A 20,013-nucleotide genomic window follows, 5' to 3' on the forward strand; every position below is an offset into this window, starting at 1 on the left:
CATTCTAGGTAAAAGCTGAAATTTTCTGAGTTTTTCGCTATGCTCTCAGTGCAGAATTGTCTAATTATTCCTTTTGATTTATTACCAAATATATAGCGATTTCCTCATGCTTGAAATACACAAAGACAGAATTAACTGTCAATAACAGAGGATGAAGGCAAAAAAATAAATATTTTGGAGTTACTGCATCAAGGTTCAGCTTATAGATCAATTGCAAAAATAAGGTGCAATACAGTGAATTTCTTACGCGCTCAGGAAAACTATGCTGACAATAGTTTTAATGACCTGAATCCAGAACAACTCCCTGTATTTGATGTGAATGAATTTCTCCCCAGTATTGGTAAATGGGTAAACATTACTGGGAGCATAATGATCACTATTTTGGTGCTGGGAGTGATTTTATCTTCGATACTCAAGTACAATGTCACAGTGAAAGTTCCGGCAACAATTAGACCATTAGGAGAACTAAAAGTTGTTGAGTCTGCTATTACTGGAACTGTGCAGAAAATTGAGGCGAAAGATAGTCAGATTGTTAAACAAGGACAAGCGATCGCCTACATTGATGATTCGCGGCTGCAAAATCAAAAAAGTCAACTACAAACCAACATTCAAAAGAGTAAATTACAACTAGGTCAAATTGAGGCTCAACTGAGTGAAATTAACATTCAACTTGCGGCTCAAACTGAACTAATGAACCGGACGATTCTCGCGGCGCAAGCAGAGTTAAATGGTACTGAACGCAACTATCAAGATCAGCGAATTAAAGCTTTTGCGGAAATGACGCAAGCACAAACAGCTTTTACTTTAGCGAAATTACAAAAAGACCGATTACGGCGAGAAAAACTTTTAACTACCACTGTGCAAGAAACAGAAGCCGCTTTGGCGTTAGCGAGAGTGCAACGCGATCGCTTACAGGGGGAAAAATTATTGCAATCAACTGTGCAAGCCGCTGAAATCGCCTTGCATATCGCTCAAAAGCAAAAAGATAGATTGCAGCGTGATCAGTTGTTAAAGATTACTGTGCAAGAAGCAGAAGCCGCTTTGCAAATGGCTAAGTTACAACGCGATCGCTTGCAGTCGATAGTAGCACTAGGAGCCGTACCACTCAATTTATTTGAGGAAAAAGCGCAAGCTGTCAAAGAAGCAGAAGCTAAGTTAGTACAAACCAAAGCCAACACTAAAAATCTTCTGGAAGAAAAAGAACAAGGGGTGATTTCAGCGCAAGCGAAACTCGCCCAAGCTCAAGAAAATGCCAAAAATAGCTTAGAAGAAAAAGTACAAGCAGTCAAAGCGGCGGAAACTAAGTTAGAACAAGCCAAAGCTAATGCCAAAAATAGCTTAGAAGAAAAAGACCAAGCTCTGACAATTGCTGAAACCAACTTAATTAAAGTGAAAACTGCACTGAATCCCAGTGATTCGCCTGTAGCGGTAGCATCTGCACGTATTCAGCAAGAACAAGCCAAGAAAGAAGCAGATTTAGCAGCATTGAAAAAGGAAAGAGAAACCTTACTTCAGCAGCGCACAGAATTCCAAAAACAACTAGATACCACCCAAAAACAACTCCAACAAACCGACAATGAATTAACTAAGACTGTAATTCGCGCCCCAAGCGACGGTATTTTATTGCAGTTTAAATTACGCAACCCTGGACAAATTGTACAACCTAGTGAAGCGATCGCTCAGATTGCGCCGCTTGATGCAGCAATGCAAATCAAAGCGAGAGTACCCGCGCAAGATATCGACAAGGTAAAAGCAAATCAACAAGTTCAAATGCAGGTTTCGGCTTGTCCTTATCCAGATTACGGCACACTCAAGGGTACTGTAACCACAATCGCACCAGATGCTTTAGCAGTGGAAAAAAACAGTGCATTGCCTACTGTAGAGCCAGCGCCAGCTTATGAAGTGACAATTGTACCGCAAACTGCATCTGTTGGTAGAGGCGATCGCCAGTGTCATCTCAAACCAGGAATGGAAGGACGCGCTGATATCATTTCTCGCCAAGAAACAATTATGCAATTCATTCTGCGAAAAGCCAGACTAATTGCAGATATTTAAGAGAAGGCAGAAGGTATAAAAAACAGCTTTTTATCTTAATTACGAATTATTATGTTTGGTCTATTCAAATTTAAACACAAAAAAAAATATCAGTGTGTTTTACAGTCAAGTGAAGAGGACTGTGGAGCCGCTTGTCTAGTTTCTATTTGCAAACATTACGGACGCTTCTTAAGCATGAGTAAAAGCCGAGAAGCGGTAGGAACAGGACATTTAGGCACAACTTTATTAGGACTCAAACGCGGCTGTGAGACATTGGGATTTAATGCAAGAGCCGTGAAAGCTGCACCGGCGATCGTAGATAGAATTACAGAAATTAATCTACCAGCGATTATTCATTGGCGCGGCTATCACTGGGTTGTGCTGTACGGTAAGCGAGGAAAAAAGTATGTGATTGGTGATCCGGCGATCGGCTTACGCTACATTACCCGCGAAGAATTAACTACTGCTTGGAATGGAGTTATGCTCTTATTAGAGCCAGATCCGACGCGTTTTTTTGTGCAGTTTCAGGAAGAAACAAAGCAGGGTTTAGGAAAATTTTTTCAGCGTGTATTACCTTATCGAAATTTACTTGGTCAGGTATTGCTAATTAATATTGCTTTAGGTGTATTGGCGCTGGGTAGTCCTGTTTTGCTGCAACTACTGACAGATGATGTTTTAGTACGGGGAGATACTCAATTACTAATTGTTGTGATTTCAGCCGTTGTCATCAGCAGCTTATTTAGTAGTAGTTTGCAAGTCGTACAATCCATGATGATTGCTCATTTTGGTCAACGGCTGCAATTAGGACTGGTAATGGAGTTTGCGCGGAAAATTCTTCAGTTACCTTTGAGTTATTATGAATCGCGCCGCAGTGGGGAAATTTCTAGTCGATTGCGAGATATTGATGAAATCAATCAGTTAGTATCGCAAATAGTCATTCTGTTACCCAGCCAGTTTTTTATTGCGGTAATTTCTTTCAGCATTATGCTGTTTTATAGCTGGGAGTTAACAATTGCAGTTATCTTAGTTGCTTTATTAATTACAGTATCTACTTTACCTTTTTTACCCATTCTCCAACAAAAAACGCGCAGTTTGTTAGTTTTAGGTGCAGAAAATCAAGGTGTGCTGGTAGAAACATTTAAAGGCGCACAGGTAATTAAAACGACTAATGCTGCTCCGCAATTTTGGGATGAATTTCAAAGCCGCTTTGGTCGCTTGGCACATTTAACTTTCAGCACAATTCAAATTGGGATTATTAACGGTACTGTTGCGAGATTAATTTCTACTATTGGTGGAGTAGTTTTATTAGGATTAGGCAGTATTTTAGTGATTCAAGGAAAATTAAGTATTGGTCAAATCTTGGCGTTTAATGCTTTACAAGTTAATATCTTTAATTTAATTAACTCTTTAGTTGGGTTTGGGGATGAATATTTTCGATCGCAAACGGCTGTCTCTCGGCTTTTAGAAGTTATTGAAGCGACACCAGAAGTAATTGGGGGAAGTCAAAAACCAACTGTGCAAATACCTGCTGATGCAGATATTCGGTTTTCCCAAGTGACCTTTCATCATGCTGGGAGAGTTGATTTGTTAGAAGAATTTTCTCTGAAACTTCCTGGGGGAAATGCGATCGCTTTGATTGGAAAATCAGGGTGTGGGAAAAGTTCTTTAGCAAAACTGATTGCGGGTTTGTATCAGTTGAATTCTGGGAATATCCGCATTGGTTTTTATAATATTCAGGATATCGCCCTTGACTGTTTACGCCAACAAGTAGTTTATGTACCGCAAGAACCGCATTTTTGGAGTCGCTCGATTTTAGATAACTTTCGCTTAGGTACTCCTCATATTTCTTTTGAGGAAATTGTCAAAGCTTGTGAAATTGCAGATGCAGATAATTTTATTAGTCAACTACCAAATAATTATCAAACTGTTTTAGGCGAGTTTGGTGCTAATCTCTCTGGTGGACAACGACAACGATTAGCGATCGCTAGAGGAATTCTCACCAATCCACCTATATTGATTTTAGATGAAGCAACAGCCGGACTCGACCCTGTGAGCGAAGCACAAGTCTTAGATCGGTTGTTAGCATACCGCAAAGGTAAAACTACAATTTTGATTACTCATCGTCCTAGTGTAGTGCATCGTGCTGATTGGATTGTCATGCTAGATCAAGGTCAAGTGCAACTACAAGGTACACTAGAAACATTTCTCTCTCAACAAGGAGAGCATTTAAAGTTTTTATCTTTTTAAACGGTCGTAAATTTGGAACTTAGTCCTTTATATTGCTAATATTTCTAATTTTTTTAAGTGTCCAGAAATATTTGTATTTACTCATATTTTATAAATATCGATATTACTATTTATGAATTTTAAAATCAAAAGGTAATTTTAAAATGGTTTTAATTAAATTAGTCCAAAAGAATGAGTTTTTGTCAAATAAACTATAACCAGAGAATAATTTATTAAAAGACATAATAGCTAATAATAAAGGCGTAGGTTATACAAAACCTATCAACTAAGTGAGGCAAAGAATTATGTCAAATAAATTAATCACATCTACTTTACTTGTTGACTTATCAACAGAAGAACAGCAGCTGTTATCTGGTGGACAAATTGGTGGACAACCAAGAGGTGGTAGTCAATCTCCTTATGGTGGACAATTCCCATCTAACGGACAACCATCATATCCATCACAGGGGGATGAATCCCGCCGTTATCCCACATATATCTGTCGTCCAGTTTACGATGATGACAGTAGTACCTCCGGTGGCGGACAGTAAATAATCAGTAGTTTCAGCTTAAACACTGGGTAATTACCCAAAATTGCTGATATTTGTACCTAGCTCAGTGTTGTCTAGACACTGGGCTTATTGCATTTTGAGCAAAATGGCTTGATTTTAGGCAGCTTTTCTTTAGATAAATCAGAAAAACTATTACAGCACTCTTGTCACTTTTAAAAGCGTGCAAATTATACTGGTTAGGCTAGTAAAAATAGCTCTAATGCTTGAGCAACCTATGATCGCACTGGAAGGGTACAAAATTTTAAGAGAACTGTATGATAGTCCTCGTTCTCAGGTGTATCAGGGATACCGAGAGTCCGATCGCCAACCAGTAGTGTTGAAATTATTGCGGGAGGAATATCCTACCCCAGAAGCGATCGCACGATTTAAACTCGAATACGAACTGACACGCCGCTTTCAAGTTCCGGGAATTATCCAAGCCTACAGCGTCGAAAAATATGCCAACACTTTAGTTCTAGTTTTAGAAGATTTTGGTGGACAACCTCTGCGAAGTTTCCTTAATCAAAAACCTTTAGGACTGGAGAATTTTCTGCACATTGCAATTCAAGTTGCAGCGGCTTTAGGGGCAATTCACCAGCAACAAATTATTCATAAAGATATTAATCCTGCCAATATTCTTCTCAATCCCTTAACGCAACAGACAAAGATTATTGATTTTGGCATTGCGACGCTGTTGTCAAAGGAAAATCCTACCTTACTGAACCTGAATATTTTAGAAGGGACACTGGCCTACATTTCCCCTGAACAAACAGGGAGAATGAATCGGGCGATTGATTATCGTAGCGATTTTTATTCTTTGGGCGTGACATTTTACGAACTACTGACGCAACAATTACCTTTTATTAGTGAAGATCCAGTCGAACTAGTCCACAGCCACATTGCTAAACAAGCGATTCCGCCCCATAAACTAAATCCGGCAATTCCTGTAGTAATTTCTAATTTAGTGATGAAATTGCTCGAAAAGACTGCTGAAGAAAGATATCAAAGCGCCTTTGGTTTGCAAGTAGACTTACAGCAATGTTTCGATTTATTCATAACTACAGGCGAAATTAAAACTTTTCAATTAGGAAAAAAAGATAGTTCTGATAGATTCCAAATTCCCCAAACACTTTATGGCAGAGAACAAGAAGTTACAGATTTATTGATGGCTTTTGATCGGGCTAGTCATGGACAAAGCGAAGTTATGTTGATTGCAGGTTATTCTGGAATTGGCAAATCAGCTTTAGTGCAGGAAATTTATAAACCGATTACTCAAAAACGGGGATATTTTATCTCAGGTAAGTTTGACCAATTTCAACGCAATATTCCCTACAGTTCTTTAATTCAAGCATTCACAGCTTTAATTCGCCAACTTTTAACCGCAACAGAAACAGAAATCAATCTCTGGCGAGAAAAATTATTAAATGCTTTGGGTGACAATGGTCAAGTAATTATTGATGTTATTTCTGAAGTCGAATTAATTATTGGCAAGCAGCCGCCTGTTATAGAACTACCACCGCAGGAAGCCCAAAATCGCTTTAATTTAGTATTTCAAAACTTTATTACTGTCTTTACGCAAAAAGAACATCCTTTGGTAATTTTCTTGGATGATTTGCAATGGGCGGATAGTGCATCGTTGCAGTTAATTGAGTTATTAACTAGTCAGTTAGACAGCCGCTACTTGTTGTTGATTGGTGCTTATCGAGATCATGAAGTAGATTCTACCCATCCTTTGCGGAGTGCGATCGCCTTTTTAGAGTCATCTGGTGTCACAATTAACGAAATCACATTAACACCGTTACAATTACCCCAAATTCATACGCTCCTCAGTGATACTTTTAATAGTCACGATTGGGCAAAGTTAACTCCCCTGGCAGAACTATTACAGCAAAAAACTAACGGCAATCCCTTCTTTATGAATGAATTCCTGAAGTCGCTGTATACAGAAGGATTGCTGCAATTTGATGTGCAACGCCGGGAATGGGATTGGCAACTCAGTCAAATTCAAGCGGCGCAAATTACCGATAACGTTGTGGAATTGATGGCGGGTAAAATTCAAAAACTACCAACCGCCTCTCAGCAAGCATTACAGTTAGCATCTTGTATTGGTAATCAATTTGATTTAAAAACCTTAGCGATTGTCCAAGAAAAATCTTTGCCAGAGACAGCCACCGAGTTATGGGAAGCTGTAGAAATGGGGCTGATTTTTCCTCAAGGTAACGACTATCAATTATTACAAGTAGGCGATCGCGAAATTGCCGCTAACTTAACAAATTTAGATGTTGTCTACAAATTCTTACACGATCGCGTCCAACAAGCAGCTTATTCACTCATCCCCACCAAGGAAAAACAAGCAGTTCACTTGCAAATTGGACAACTGTTATTGCAGAATATCACCACCGAGGAACAAGAAGAAAAGATTTTTGACATTGTTAACCAATTAAACTTCGGCTTAGATTTAGTCACAGATGAATCACAGCGACAGCAATTAGCCCAGTTAAATTTGCTGGCGGGGAACAAAGCCAAAGCCTCCGCCGCTTACGAACCTGCTTTAGATTACCTGACAACGGGCATTAACTGTTTAGCAACATCCTGTTGGCAACAGCAGTATTCTTTGGCTTTATCTCTGCACGAAGCCGCAGTGGAAGCTGCTTATTTGACTGGGGCGTTTGAATACATGGATGAATTAATTGAGGTTGTATTACGTCACACCCGCACTACACTTGATCAAGTCCAAGTCTACGCCATCAAAATTCAATCTCTCGTCGCCAGAGATGAATTGTTAACAGCCTCAAAATTAGGTTTACAAGTTCTTAAACTGTTGAGAATTCCTTTAGTCGCTAACCCTGGACAACTGCAAATTCTGTTAGGACTGTTAAAAACGAAACTGGCTTTGACTAGTAGACAGGTGCAAACCTTAGCTGATTTACCCAGACTGACAAATCCTACTAAATTAGCAGCTATTCGTATTTTAGCCAGTATTGCTTCGTCAACTTATCTTGCAGCGCCAAATTTGTTTCCCTTAACTGTGTTTAAACAGGTGGAACTTTCCGCCATACATGGTAACGCGCCAGAATCAGCTTTTGCCTACGCTACTTATGGCTTGATTCTTTGTGGTGTTGTCGGAGATTTGACAGGAGGATATGAGTTTGGTGAGTTGGCATTAAAACTGATAGAACGCTTGAACGCTAAAAATATGCAAGCCAGAGTGTTGTTTGTGGTAAATAGTTTTGTGCGTCACTGGCGAGAACCAATTGCTAATACCTTACCTGCATTGCAAATTGCTTTTCAAGTAGGTCGAGATACGGGTGATACTGAATATGCAGCTTTTGCAGCAAATGTTGGTACTAGTCATAGTTATTTTTGTGGACAAGATTTAAAAGAAGTAGATAAAAGTTTAGCTAATTATTTAGAAGTAATTCAGAAATTTAAGAAAAAGCCTGTTTTGGATTTAATTCAAATTTATCGACAGGCGATCGCAAATTTACAGGGTAAAAATGCCAATCCCTGCGAGTTGGTGGGGGAATTTTACGATGTCACAGCCAGCTTACAGCTACACATCGAGACAAATTATCGCACAGCAACTTTTACTGTCTACACTCATTTACTGACATTGAATTATTGGTTTGAAGATTACCAGACTGCTTGGCACAATGCGGAATTAGCAATTCCGTATTTAGATGCTGTAGTGGCGTTATTTATCATTGGTTGGTTTTGTTTTTATGATTCTTTGATGCGGTTAGCTTTAGCAGCGACTAGCAATTTAACACAACGGCAAACATTACTCAAACAAGTCACAGCCAATATCAAAAAACTTAAAACTTGGGCGCAATCTGCACCGAGTAACTACGCTCATAAATTAGCCTTGATAGAAGCAGAATGGTATCGAGTCCACGGTGAAACAGCAGAAGCGATCGCTTGTTATGATCGTGCCATTAATTTAGCCCAAGAAAACAATTATCCTCACGAAGCTGCTTTGGCAAATGAATTAGCCGCCAAGTTTTATTTAGCCCAAAATAAATTAAAGATTGCCCAAGGATACATGCAGGATGCGTCATATCTTTATTTACAATGGGGCGCAAATGCTAAAGTTAAATATCTGGAAACTCAATATCCTCAACTTTTAAGCCGCAAGTTAGAAAGAATTACTATCCCCCATATTTCTACCAAAAATACTAACGCCAGCAGTGTTACCAGTAGCAGTGGTTCCGCCTCGTTGGATTTGATGACAGTTATGAAAGCTTCGCAAGCTTTGTCAGGAGAAATTCAACTTGATAAATTGCTGGCTAACTTGATGCAAATTTTGATAGAAAATGCTGGGGCGCAACGGGGATTTTTGTTACTGGAAACTAAAGGTAAATTTTTAATAGAAGCCCAGGGAAGCGTTGAACAAAATAATATTCAAGTACTGGAATCTCTAAATATTGAAGATAGTCAGATTCTTTCTGTGGCAATTGTGAATTATGTGATTCGCACCAAAACGAGTGTAGTGCTTAATGATGCTGCTCGCAAAGGTGAATTTATCCGTGATCCTTACATTCGCCAATTTCAACCGCGATCGCTTTTGTGTGCGCCGTTGATTAATCAAGGCAAACTTACAGGTATTATCTATTTAGAAAATAACTTGACCACAGGCGCATTCACTCCTGATCGTTTGGAGTTACTCAACTTACTTTCAGCACAAGCGGCGATTTCTATCGAAAACGCCCGTTTATACACCGACTTAGCAGCCTTAAACCAAGCTTACGAACGCTTCGTTCCCCGTCAATTTCTCCAATTCCTTAACAAACAAAGTATTGTCGATGTGCAGTTAGGTGATCAAGTCCAGCGAGAAATGTCGGTGTTATTTACTGATATTCGTTCTTTCACTACACTTTCAGAAACTTTAACTCCGGCGCAAAACTTTCAATTTATCAACTCTTATTTGAGTTGTATGGAACCAATCATTATTCAACATAATGGTTTCATTGATAAATATATTGGTGATGCCATTATGGCTTTATTTGCTGGTAATGCTGATGATGCAGTACAAGCCGGCATTGCCATGTTACAAGCTTTAGTAACTTACAATCAAGAACGGCAAGCACAAGGAGATTTATCAATTAAAATTGGCATTGGAATTAATACGGGAACGCTGATTTTGGGGACAGTCGGCGGATTTAATCGTATGGATGGTACAGTCATTAGTGATGCCGTCAACTTAGCTTCGCGGATAGAAGGATTAACTAAAACATTCAACACACCGTTATTAATTACAGACCAAACATTTCAGCGGTTAAAAAATTGCGATCGCTCTCATATTCGCGTAGTTGGACAAGTAAAAGTTAAAGGTAAAATCACTGCTGTAACTGTCCATGAAGTATTTACTGCTGATGTTGCAGAAGTTCGCCAAGGTAAATTAGCAACCACAAAATTATTTAACACCGCCCTCAAATTTTACCAAGCCCAACAATTTACTTCAGCCGCCCAACATTTTCAAGAATGCTTACAACAAAACCCCTTAGATCAAGTCGCGCGAATTTATCTTAATTTGTGTCAGTCAGAGTTGAAACTATCAACTATTTTTACAGAAGAGATTAAATTGTGACAACACATATTGTGTTATTGAGCAAATTTCAACTAATATCAAATAACACCTACTTTCAGTAAATTTAAACCGAAATGCACAATTGGCGATAAACTATTTTAGTTATTATAAGAAATAATTTGACTAACTTTGTCATTATTAGAGGATATCTAGAGCTTAAATGAGAGGTATAATTTGGCAATTCTTTCAGATGAATGGATAGAAAATAGTTTACAAACAAGTGAGCGCCCTTCTCCAGATGCTCCGGTTCAGCAAGCATTATGCGACCTTCTTATTCAACGCTGCTTTGAACATTCTACAAACTTAGCTATCAAAAAAGGACTTTTATTAGCTGCTGCTTTTGATCTACTCATAGCAGCAGAATATTATTGTGCTGTTACGCATAGTAACTGGCTTTACAGTCCAGGCGGGCAACCTCGTCTTTTCTTCCATTACACTAACTGTTGCCCACGATCAGCTTTAAAAAATGAATTTCACTTTCACCCTTCTAAAAAACCACCGTCAGGAAAAATTGGCACAGCTACTGCTAAATTACTTGTGATATTTATTCAAACTATTTTTAGATATTTAAATTACGATGAAGAGGTTCGTAGAGGACGGGAACCAGTAGATATAATCATTGTTAATAGGAGCCTAAAATCAATACTTTTTGCTGAAGTTAAAGCATCTCCATTACTGACACCACCTATTTCCGTGATGTCTCAAACTCTTACCTCTGAAGAAGAGGGAGAAGCTGTTGAAAGAGGTTTTGGTACTGTAGATAACACTAGTTTCTTTGATCTGCCTTTAGAAATATTTATACCTAAACAAGAAAGTGATGGTGAATGGTCGGAACAATATTATCCGATTGGGAAAAGACACGATATACAAGATAAAAATTGGGGGTTTCGAGGTCTGATCTCATTGCTTAATAATTCACCAGATTTCTTTTTAAGTTACGTTAATTTCTGGACTAGTGCTTTTAATATGTATTACCCTAGAAATCCTAAGAATGTTTTTTGGCTTACTAATGCTTGCGGAACTCCTTCTCCGAAACCATCACAATGGCCTTCTAGACGAGAAGGTCAGGGTAGTGAGTCAATATCTGACTCAAAAACAAGTGTAGGGATGGATAGAACAGATGATATCAAAAAAGGCATTTATCAAGTAATCAAATTGGGTGCAGAAGGAAAACCAAATATTAAAAAATGGAATTACAAAATAGGACTGATTTCTAATATTCATGCCTATCGACACTTTGGTGAGTATCTTGAACCTCTAAAAGATATTGTTTGGACTCTTGATACAACTAAAAAAGCCAAAAAAATTAGTGACCTACCAGAAGATCAAGAGCTTTACAATTTGTTCGATGGAATTATATCTCTTACGGATTTGGTAGCACGTGATGAATGGATTGAAAGCTTGTTCGATCCTATTGTGAAATAAATATATTTCTATATGACAATTCTATTTTGTAAACTTAGAAACAATATTTTCATTGAATCTGATATTTTTTTGGCAGAAAGGGAACTTAAATCATTCTTTAAAGTTTTAATTCCAATTTATAATTCACAAGAGTTACCCAAACACATTAACCTTCCTCCATCCTGCGCTCATATCTATATTCGTGAAGATGGAATTATTGGTTATGTTGTCAAGGAAATGGATACTCCGATTGCTGAAATAGTAAAGCAATTAAGTTTTATCCAGGAAATTTGGTGTCCTGATGATTGTATAGATTTGATACAGCTTCCTCCTGCTTCTTGGTGGATTAAATGCAAGCAATCGAACACCGAAATGATAGTTATGCTTCCTCTTATGGCAGCAAGCGAGTTTTTGACTAACTCTCAGACAAAACTAGTATCAGAAAATGACATCAATGAATTAGTTAAAACAATAGCGTCTTGTGAAAAAAATACTAAATCACATTGGTATAAGTCTCTCATTCGGAGGAACACATCAACTCCTCATGTACATAATTTACATAAGTATAAAGCTAAGTTTTTTCCTCGAATGATTCGGTCATTTATTGTGTCTATTGCTAAACAAGCTCCTCGAACAAAAGATGGAAAAGTAAAAATAATTGATCCTTTTGTTGGCAGTGGAACAGCTTTGGTTGAGGCTTCTCTACTCAATTTTGATTCAGTTGGTATAGATATAGATAAGCTATCTTGCTTAATATCTCAATCTAAATTAACAACGCTTGTACCACATATTAAAACAGAACAGGTTAAGAAGATTCTTGATACAGCAGAAAAGACTAAATATCCGTTATTTGCTAAAAATATAACAGATAATATTTACTCATTTCCTAAAAAGATTGCTCTAAAATTTGAGAAAAAAGGCAATCTCGAAGAGAAGAATAAATATGAACAAGAAATTGCATACTGGATAGGAATTATCCAAGAAATAGAAGATGAAAATACTAAGCTAGTGGTTAGTATCTGCTTAAGTGATGCACTTAGCAGAAAATTTAATATTAGAATGATGGGAACAGGTGTAGGCCGGTTTGCTCTGGAAATTGGCAAATCTGATATATCCTCGATGGTTACAGCTAATCTTAAGTCTCTTATCAAAACTATTTCTGTTTCTCAGACATTAATTAAGGCTTATAATCTATCATTAGGGAATGTAGAAATTATATGTGACAGTGCAATCAATATTCCCTTACAATCATCGAGTGTTTCCGTTATTTTAACATCTCCTCCTTATCTTCCAGCTTCATCAGGTAGAGAAAATTATTTAGTGAGTAAAGCCATCTCAATAAAAGCTCTTAACTTAATGTCAGATGATGAAATAGAGGCTGCTGAAGTTAAGAGTGTTGGTTCTATGAAGAATAGATATGAACTGATATTAGATGCAGTTCCCAATGAAGTAGTAGAACTGTATAATTGGCTAAAATCAGATGAGCTTAGATACATAAAGGCAACTCCAACAGTTATATATTATCAGAATCTTAGAAAAGCTTTAGAAGAAACTTATAGAGTTTTGATGCCAAAGGGAGTGGCTATATATGTAATTGGCAAGGAAAGTATATTTTATAAATACAGTACGCGAGAAGTTCTCTATAAGGTAAAATGTGATGAAATATTTTATAAATTAGCTCAAAGTGTCGGTTTTACTGTACAGGAAAAATTTGATATAGAGCTTGATAAAAAAAATAAAAATGCCCGTCCTCGCGCTCTTGATTCATATTATGAATCAGTATTTTTTCTGATTAAAGATTAAATAAGAGTTTTGATTAATTTCGATTGTTAGGATCAAGCTGTGATTGATTCAGATTCTGTTTGATACGTGATTTGGTTAATTGTATGTATTTATACTAAAATCTAGTATCGTCTCTGAAGGCTGACCATCACTACCTTCGGCAAGAGCAAATTATTCTCTAAAATAGAAGTAGGTAAAAGCGTCAGATTACCAAAAATTTAATTGTGACAACATCTGCTCAAATCCTACCACTAGTCAAAGATCCAGAGCGTTTAGAAAGCCGATTAGCTGAAATCCCGCCGGAACCAGGTGTTTATTTTATGCGGGATGGCAGCGATCGCATTATATATATAGGTAAGTCGCGGAAATTGCGATCGCGTGTGCGTTCTTATTTTCGTGAAGGTTATACAAAAAGCGAACGCATCGCCACAATGGCGAGACAAGTAACAGAAATTGAATTTATTGTCACCGACACCGAAGCCGAAGCTTTGGCTTTGGAAGCCAATTTAATTAAGCAGCACCAGCCATACTTTAATGTGCTGCTCAAAGATGATAAAAAATATCCATATCTCTGCATCACTTGGTCAGAAGACTATCCCCGCATCTTCATCACACGCAAACGCCAACTAGGTAAAGAAAAAGATAAGTTTTACGGGCCTTATACAGATACAGGTTTATTAAGAGAAATTCTCCGCATCAGTAAGCGCATCTTTTCTCTGCGACAACGACCACAACCATTATTTAAAGACCGCCCCTGTTTAAATTATGATATGGGGCGTTGTCCTGGTGTCTGTCAACAATTAATTTCACCAGAAGAATACCGCAAAACTGTGCAGAAAGTAGCGATGGTTTTCCAAGGTAGAACTCAAGAATTGATTGATATTTTGAGTGAACAAATGCACAAAGCCGCCGAAGCTTTAAACTTTGAATCGGCGGCGCGAATACGTGATCAAATTTCTGGGTTAAAATCTCTGACCGCAGATCAAAAAGTATCTTTACCAGATGATACAGTTTCGCGGGATGCCATAGCCTTAGCGGCAGATACACAACACGCCTGCATTCAATTATTTCAGATTCGCGCTGGACAATTAGTCGGACGTTTAGCGTTTGTTGCTGATGCACAAGCTGAACCAGGTGCAATTTTACAACGCGTTTTAGAAGAACATTACCAAACTGCTGATGCGGTAGAAATTCCCGCTGAGATTTTGGTACAACATGATTTACCCGACGCAGAAATATTAGCGGATGTTTTAACGCAGCGTAAGGGAAGAAAAGTCACAATTTTCACTCCTCAGCGCCAAACTAAGGCAGAATTAATTGAGATGGTCGAGCGTAATGCCCAATACGAATTACAAAGAATGCAAAAATTGGGCGATCGCAATAATCAAGCCATGCAAGATTTAGCTGATATTCTCGACTTACCAGACTTACCTCACCGCATTGAAGGTTACGACATTTCCCATATTCAAGGTTCTAATGCTGTTGCTTCTCAGGTTGTATTTATTGATGGTTTACCGGGTAAGCAATATTATCGCCATTACAAAATCAAAAATCCGACGGTGACAATTGGACATTCTGATGATTTTGCCAGTTTAGCCGAAGTCATTCAACGGCGGTTTCGTAAATATAGCGAAGATACCCAACTACAACGCGCAGGCAATCCTGACTGGCCTGATTTAATTATGATTGATGGCGGTAAAGGTCAGTTATCATCTGTTGTCACTGTGTTGCAAGAGATGAACTTACTAGAAGACTTGCGAGTTGTGAGTTTGGCAAAACAGCGTGAAGAGATTTTTTTACCAGGAGAGTCACAACCCTTACCAACCGATGCAGAACAACCAGGAGTACAGTTACTAAGACGGTTACGAGATGAAGCCCATCGTTTTGCTGTGAGTTTCCATCGGCAACAACGTAGTGATAAACTGAAGCGATCGCGTTTAGATGAAATCCCCGGCTTAGGACATCATCGGCAAAAGCAACTATTAGGGCATTTTCGCTCAGTCGATTATATCCGCCAAGCTACACCCGCCCAACTCGCCGAAGTTGCGGGAATTGGGACAAGACTAGCGCAGGAAATTTACGATTACTTTCATCCTTCTTAAAATAGCTGAATTTTTTTCATTCATCAATCATTAATCTGCCTAAAATCTCATTCCATTTTTCTTTGTGTATTTTTTGTAGTTCATTATCCGACGCTATCAACTGAGAGTATCCCTCAATAAAATCACTGATGGACTCGATTAACCTTAAATAATATTGAATTGTCGGGATAATTCCATTCAGAATTACTTGACAGCCATGTTCGGATGCAATTTCTTTAATTAGGTTGTTAATTTTATCTGCGTCTGATTGCTTAATATCTTTTGAAGCAAAAATATAATATCTACCAGGATTATATTTAATAATCTTCTCTCTAGCACGATAGACAATTTGTAAACTTATTTCTTGACCATGTTTTACTTCTATAGCTTCAACAAGATGGTTATTTTGGTCAAATATTTCAATATCTCCAGCAGTCTTAGAAGTTCTATCAGAAGCTGTATGACTACCTAATATTCCCAGTTTACATGATCTATATCTGGAGATTTCTCTAATTAAAATTTGATAGATGGCATAGAAAGCAATAACAGGTAATTTTGAACCGCCAAAAGTTTCATAGTTATAGTTAAAATGTTCATCTAAAGCCTGGACTATACTTTTAATATTTAGTTTTTCAGGATTGGTTAATTTAATAATCTCAACCAAGTTATCATCCTTAGCTGATTTGATAAATTTCAGTAGTAATTTCAATATATCTTCTGATTTTTCAGGATATTTTTGCACAAAATCAATAACATTCAGAAATGCTTTTTTTAAAGACACAGGAGTTATTTTGCCTTCATATTCTAATGTATAGGGATAAGGTTGTTCTAAAGAACGAGTTAACCAACCACTTTCAGCCATTGCGGGTAAGCCTAACTCTGTTAATGTAGGAGTAATATACTTTGTATCTATACTTCTTCCTGAGAAACCACCAGTCATTTTGGCTTGGTGGTATCGAATATCCTGTGCTGGATTTAAAATTTTATGTACTAAGAGAGTAACTAATACAGTATAAGCACCTTTGCTGCTAAAGCTTTTTTTAGCAATTTCCGCAAGATAACTTTGATATTCTTGAGGTAATTGAATTTGATTAATTTCAATTTCAGGTAGATTTTGATAAATTTCTAGAAGTTTTTCTCTATGATTCATTATCAAAGGGGCAATTCTAGTTGAATATGTGGCTCAATATAAGAATTTTTATAATGATTAGAGATTACATTTTCAATATTTGAATTTTCAAAGAATTGTTTCTTAATTTGATTAGCAAGTTCATACATTACTGGTATAGCCACAGAATTACCTATTTGCTTATAACACTCTCCTAAATTACTATGGATTTTAAAATTATTAGGGAAACCCATAATTCTATAACACTCTCTAATAGTTAATTTCCGAACAGCTTTTTCTTCGGGGATATAAATAAAAAATCTACCGGAAGTCTCTTGAGAAGGTATTGTTGGATGTACACCTTTAATAGAATATATTCTATTCGGTTGATGATGAACCCTAGATAAATGTTCTGTGTTTGGTCTAATACCTGTTTTCCAAATATTTTTATTGCGATAACCTACAAAAATCAAGCCAGAGGCTTGTTGTTTTGGGTTTTCTATCATTGTGTAATCTTGAGGATTTAAATATTCAAAATCTCCTCCAGTACATAAAAATTCTTTTAGAGTAGGAAATGGATAAGTTTTTTTGAGAAGACCAAAATCAAATTTTCTATTTTTCGTAGCCACAAATACTACTCTTTCTCTATTTTGTGGCAATCCAAAATCCGTAGAGTTAAGTATCTCATAATTTACTTCATAACCGATATCTTCTAAGGAATATAATATAACTTCTAATGTTTTTCCTTGATCATGATGTAATATATGCTTAACGTTTTCAAGTACAACAACAGGTGGCTTAATATGTTCAATAATTTCGCAAATATAAAAAAATAGAGTGCCTCTAGTGTCGTGAAAACCTTTTCTTCTTCCACAAATACTAAAAGGTTGACAAGGAAACCCCGCTGTTAAAACATCAAAGTAAGGTAGATTTTGTAGATCAATCTTTCTAATATCATATTCTGGTATATCTCCAAAATTATTCAAATAAACCTGTCGGCAGGCTTCATTAATTTCGCAGGAAAATACACATTCATACTCAGCTTTTTCAAAAGCTAATCTAAAACCTCCAATTCCAGCAAATAAATCAGCAAATTTTAGTTTTGCTTCCTCCATAAAAATTATTAAATACTGTTCTAAACGTCTGAATAAGGCATTATAACATAATACTATTTTGGATTTTCAATTTTTGATTCCATATTGTGGAAGATTTTATTGGTGCAATTTTCAGTAATCTGTTTGTCGCCATCATTATTCAAATTTGTATAAATAATATGTTGAGAATCTCAGTAAATGTAGACGACAACAAAATATTTCTAACTCTATAACTTATAACTCAATACGGTTCAGTTAACAAAGTTACCTGTCGAGAAAAGCGAACAGTAAAAGAAAAAAAAGGCCTATCTGAACTTCCGAAGTTTCCGGAATCGTCCCACGACTAGCGCAGGAAATTTACGATTATTTTCATCCCTCTTAAAACAGCTAAATTGATTTGCTGTTGACGCTTTTCATTATTTCAAGGTGAAGGAGCGTCTAATTGCATTCTTTTTAATCCCCCTTCTATTGTACAATCTGCCATTTCGCTCAGAAATTCGGGGTAATATTCTGTATTTCTAATTAACCAGTCAGCAGTACGGACTCTAGCATTACTTTGAAATTTCCCTGATACTGGTGATATCTCATTGTTTTTAATTGAAAGAAAACTTTCGACTCTGCCTACAACCCTCACATTACCTTTACCTTTATTGATTGTTTTAAACCCAGACATTTTTGTAACTGAAACGCCTTGGTTTAAAGAGCAAGCAGAGCCACTTTGAATATTTGCAGCAATCAATAAATTTTCACTAGTAATAAAAAATCTCATATTTTTCATTACTGATTCTGAGACTTCAGCATTAGCAGGAAATGCTAAAATTGTCATGCTTGCAAGAACCGTAGAAATTTTTAAGGGTAATTTCATCGTCTTCAATATCAAGTTTTTTCTACTATCTATAAATTTAGCTACTACTACAAGGGCAAAATTATTGATATTAAAATCAAAAACTTATGAAGACTAACGCTATAACTTCAGTAAATTGCTGGGAAATAGGAAGGTAAAAGGTAATAAAAAAAGCATGGTATTAATTAACTAATACCATGCCTATCAAATTATCTTGGAAATCTAACGAGCCATTCCATGAGCAGTAGCAGCATCAATTGGCTTCATCAAATACAACTTCAAGAAGTGCCAACCATTGGAGATATATAATGGCAACTTCTGGAAGAATTGTAAGAACTTGGGTGTATTAGAGTTAGCGATCGCACCCAATTTTTCGTTATTCTTGATACATAAATCCAGGCGATCGTAAAACTCTGGATTTTCCACATCCAAAATCACCGGGAAGACTCTACCTGCGGTTTCATTGGTTTTCTTGATGACGTAAATATCGTATTCCCGTGCATCTAAACCAATAGAAGCGTAAAAGTCCTTGCGTTGGATGTCATTGAGATACATCGTCACAAACACAGATAACAAGAAGAACCGACTCCACAGTTTCGCTTTCCAGTCATTCAGCATCTGTGGTTGCGCTCTCATGATGGCATCAAAGAAATCACCATGACGGTTTTCATCTTGACACCAATTTTCAAAGAACCGGAAAATTGGATAAATTCTGTCTTCGGGATGCGCCTCTAAATGACGATAAATGGTGATATAACGCCAATAACCGATTTTTTCGGAAAGATAGGTGGCGTAGAAAATGAATTTGGGTTTGAAGAAAGTGTAATTGCGGCTCTTTGTCAAAAACCCTAAATCTAGAGACAAATTAAAGTCTGACATCGCTTTATTCAAAAAGCCAGCGTGACGTGCTTCATCCCGTGACATAAGGTTGAAACACTCAGCGAGGAGGGGACTTTTATCTTTTAAGCGGCGGCCTAATTCCTTGTACAGCAAGAAGCCAGAAAATTCTGCTGTACAAGAACGCTCTAGAAATTCAATGAACAACTGGCGAGTTTCCCCGTCGATGTGATCCCAGGATTGTTCAAACTCGGCATCCCGAACAAAGTGATGGCGGTTATAGTCAGTGCGGAACTCTTCTAAGATGGCTTGTAACTCATCTTCATTTACAGAGATGTCCATCCGTGCCATCTCATCAAAATCGGTAGTATAAAACCGTGGTGTTAATAAGGTTTCTTTTGCCGGGACTTTTATCCCTGGCCGTATTTCTTCAAAGCCTGGTTTTTTGAGGGAATCTACCATGTC

At 37.2% G+C, this 20,013-nt stretch carries 11 protein-coding genes; 7 read left to right on the plus strand and 4 right to left on the minus strand.

Annotated features, from left to right (window positions below; genetic code table 11):
- Positions 1-234: 234 nt before the first annotated feature.
- The 7 genes from AC504W_RS25805 (at position 235) to uvrC (ending at position 15,686) form a co-directional block, all read left to right on the plus strand.
- Positions 235-2,055, plus strand: coding sequence for a beta-barrel domain-containing protein (locus AC504W_RS25805; protein WP_494875072.1), 1,821 nt, complete (start codon positions 235-237; stop codon positions 2,053-2,055).
- A 51-nt stretch (positions 2,056-2,106) separates the two neighbouring features.
- Entirely contained in the window at positions 2,107-4,281 is a 2,175-nt protein-coding gene (locus AC504W_RS25810; protein WP_494875073.1) for a peptidase domain-containing ABC transporter, read from the plus strand.
- Positions 4,282-4,565: 284 nt separating this feature from the next.
- Positions 4,566-4,811 (plus strand): hypothetical protein, encoded by a 246-nt coding sequence (locus AC504W_RS25815; RefSeq protein WP_494875074.1) that lies wholly within the window; start codon positions 4,566-4,568, stop codon positions 4,809-4,811.
- Between the two features lie 220 nt (positions 4,812-5,031).
- Positions 5,032-10,398, plus strand: coding sequence for an AAA family ATPase (locus AC504W_RS25820; RefSeq protein WP_494875075.1), 5,367 nt, complete (start codon positions 5,032-5,034; stop codon positions 10,396-10,398).
- 174 nt (positions 10,399-10,572) lie between these two features.
- Positions 10,573-11,823 carry an alpha-amylase family protein gene (locus AC504W_RS25825; protein WP_494875076.1) on the plus strand — a complete coding sequence of 417 codons (1,251 nt, stop codon included), beginning with the start codon at positions 10,573-10,575 and terminating at the stop codon, positions 11,821-11,823.
- A gap of 12 nt (positions 11,824-11,835) precedes the next feature.
- Positions 11,836-13,605 carry a DNA methyltransferase gene (locus tag AC504W_RS25830; protein ID WP_494875077.1) on the plus strand — a complete coding sequence of 590 codons (1,770 nt, stop codon included), beginning with the start codon at positions 11,836-11,838 and terminating at the stop codon, positions 13,603-13,605.
- A gap of 203 nt (positions 13,606-13,808) precedes the next feature.
- Positions 13,809-15,686 carry an excinuclease ABC subunit UvrC gene (gene uvrC / locus AC504W_RS25835; protein ID WP_494875078.1) on the plus strand — a complete coding sequence of 626 codons (1,878 nt, stop codon included), beginning with the start codon at positions 13,809-13,811 and terminating at the stop codon, positions 15,684-15,686.
- A gap of 16 nt (positions 15,687-15,702) precedes the next feature.
- Here the strand turns inward: uvrC and AC504W_RS25840 are convergent, their stop codons facing one another.
- The 4 genes from AC504W_RS25840 to acsF all read right to left on the minus strand — a co-directional run bounded on the left by AC504W_RS25840 (position 15,703) and on the right by acsF (position 20,010).
- Positions 15,703-16,815, minus strand: coding sequence for a hypothetical protein (locus tag AC504W_RS25840; protein WP_494875079.1), 1,113 nt, complete (start codon positions 16,813-16,815; stop codon positions 15,703-15,705).
- Positions 16,816-16,817: 2 nt separating this feature from the next.
- Entirely contained in the window at positions 16,818-17,888 is a 1,071-nt protein-coding gene (locus tag AC504W_RS25845; RefSeq protein ID WP_494875080.1) for a DNA cytosine methyltransferase, read from the minus strand.
- A gap of 400 nt (positions 17,889-18,288) precedes the next feature.
- Positions 18,289-18,732, minus strand: a complete 444-nt coding sequence (locus tag AC504W_RS25850; protein WP_494875081.1) for a hypothetical protein — start codon at positions 18,730-18,732, stop codon at positions 18,289-18,291.
- Positions 18,733-18,933: 201 nt separating this feature from the next.
- Positions 18,934-20,010: a magnesium-protoporphyrin IX monomethyl ester (oxidative) cyclase gene (gene acsF, locus AC504W_RS25855; protein ID WP_494875082.1), complete on the minus strand. Its 1,077-nt coding sequence runs from the start codon at positions 20,008-20,010 to the stop codon at positions 18,934-18,936.
- Positions 20,011-20,013: the final 3 nt, after the last annotated feature.

Source organism: Nostoc sp. C96, assembly GCF_059384975.1.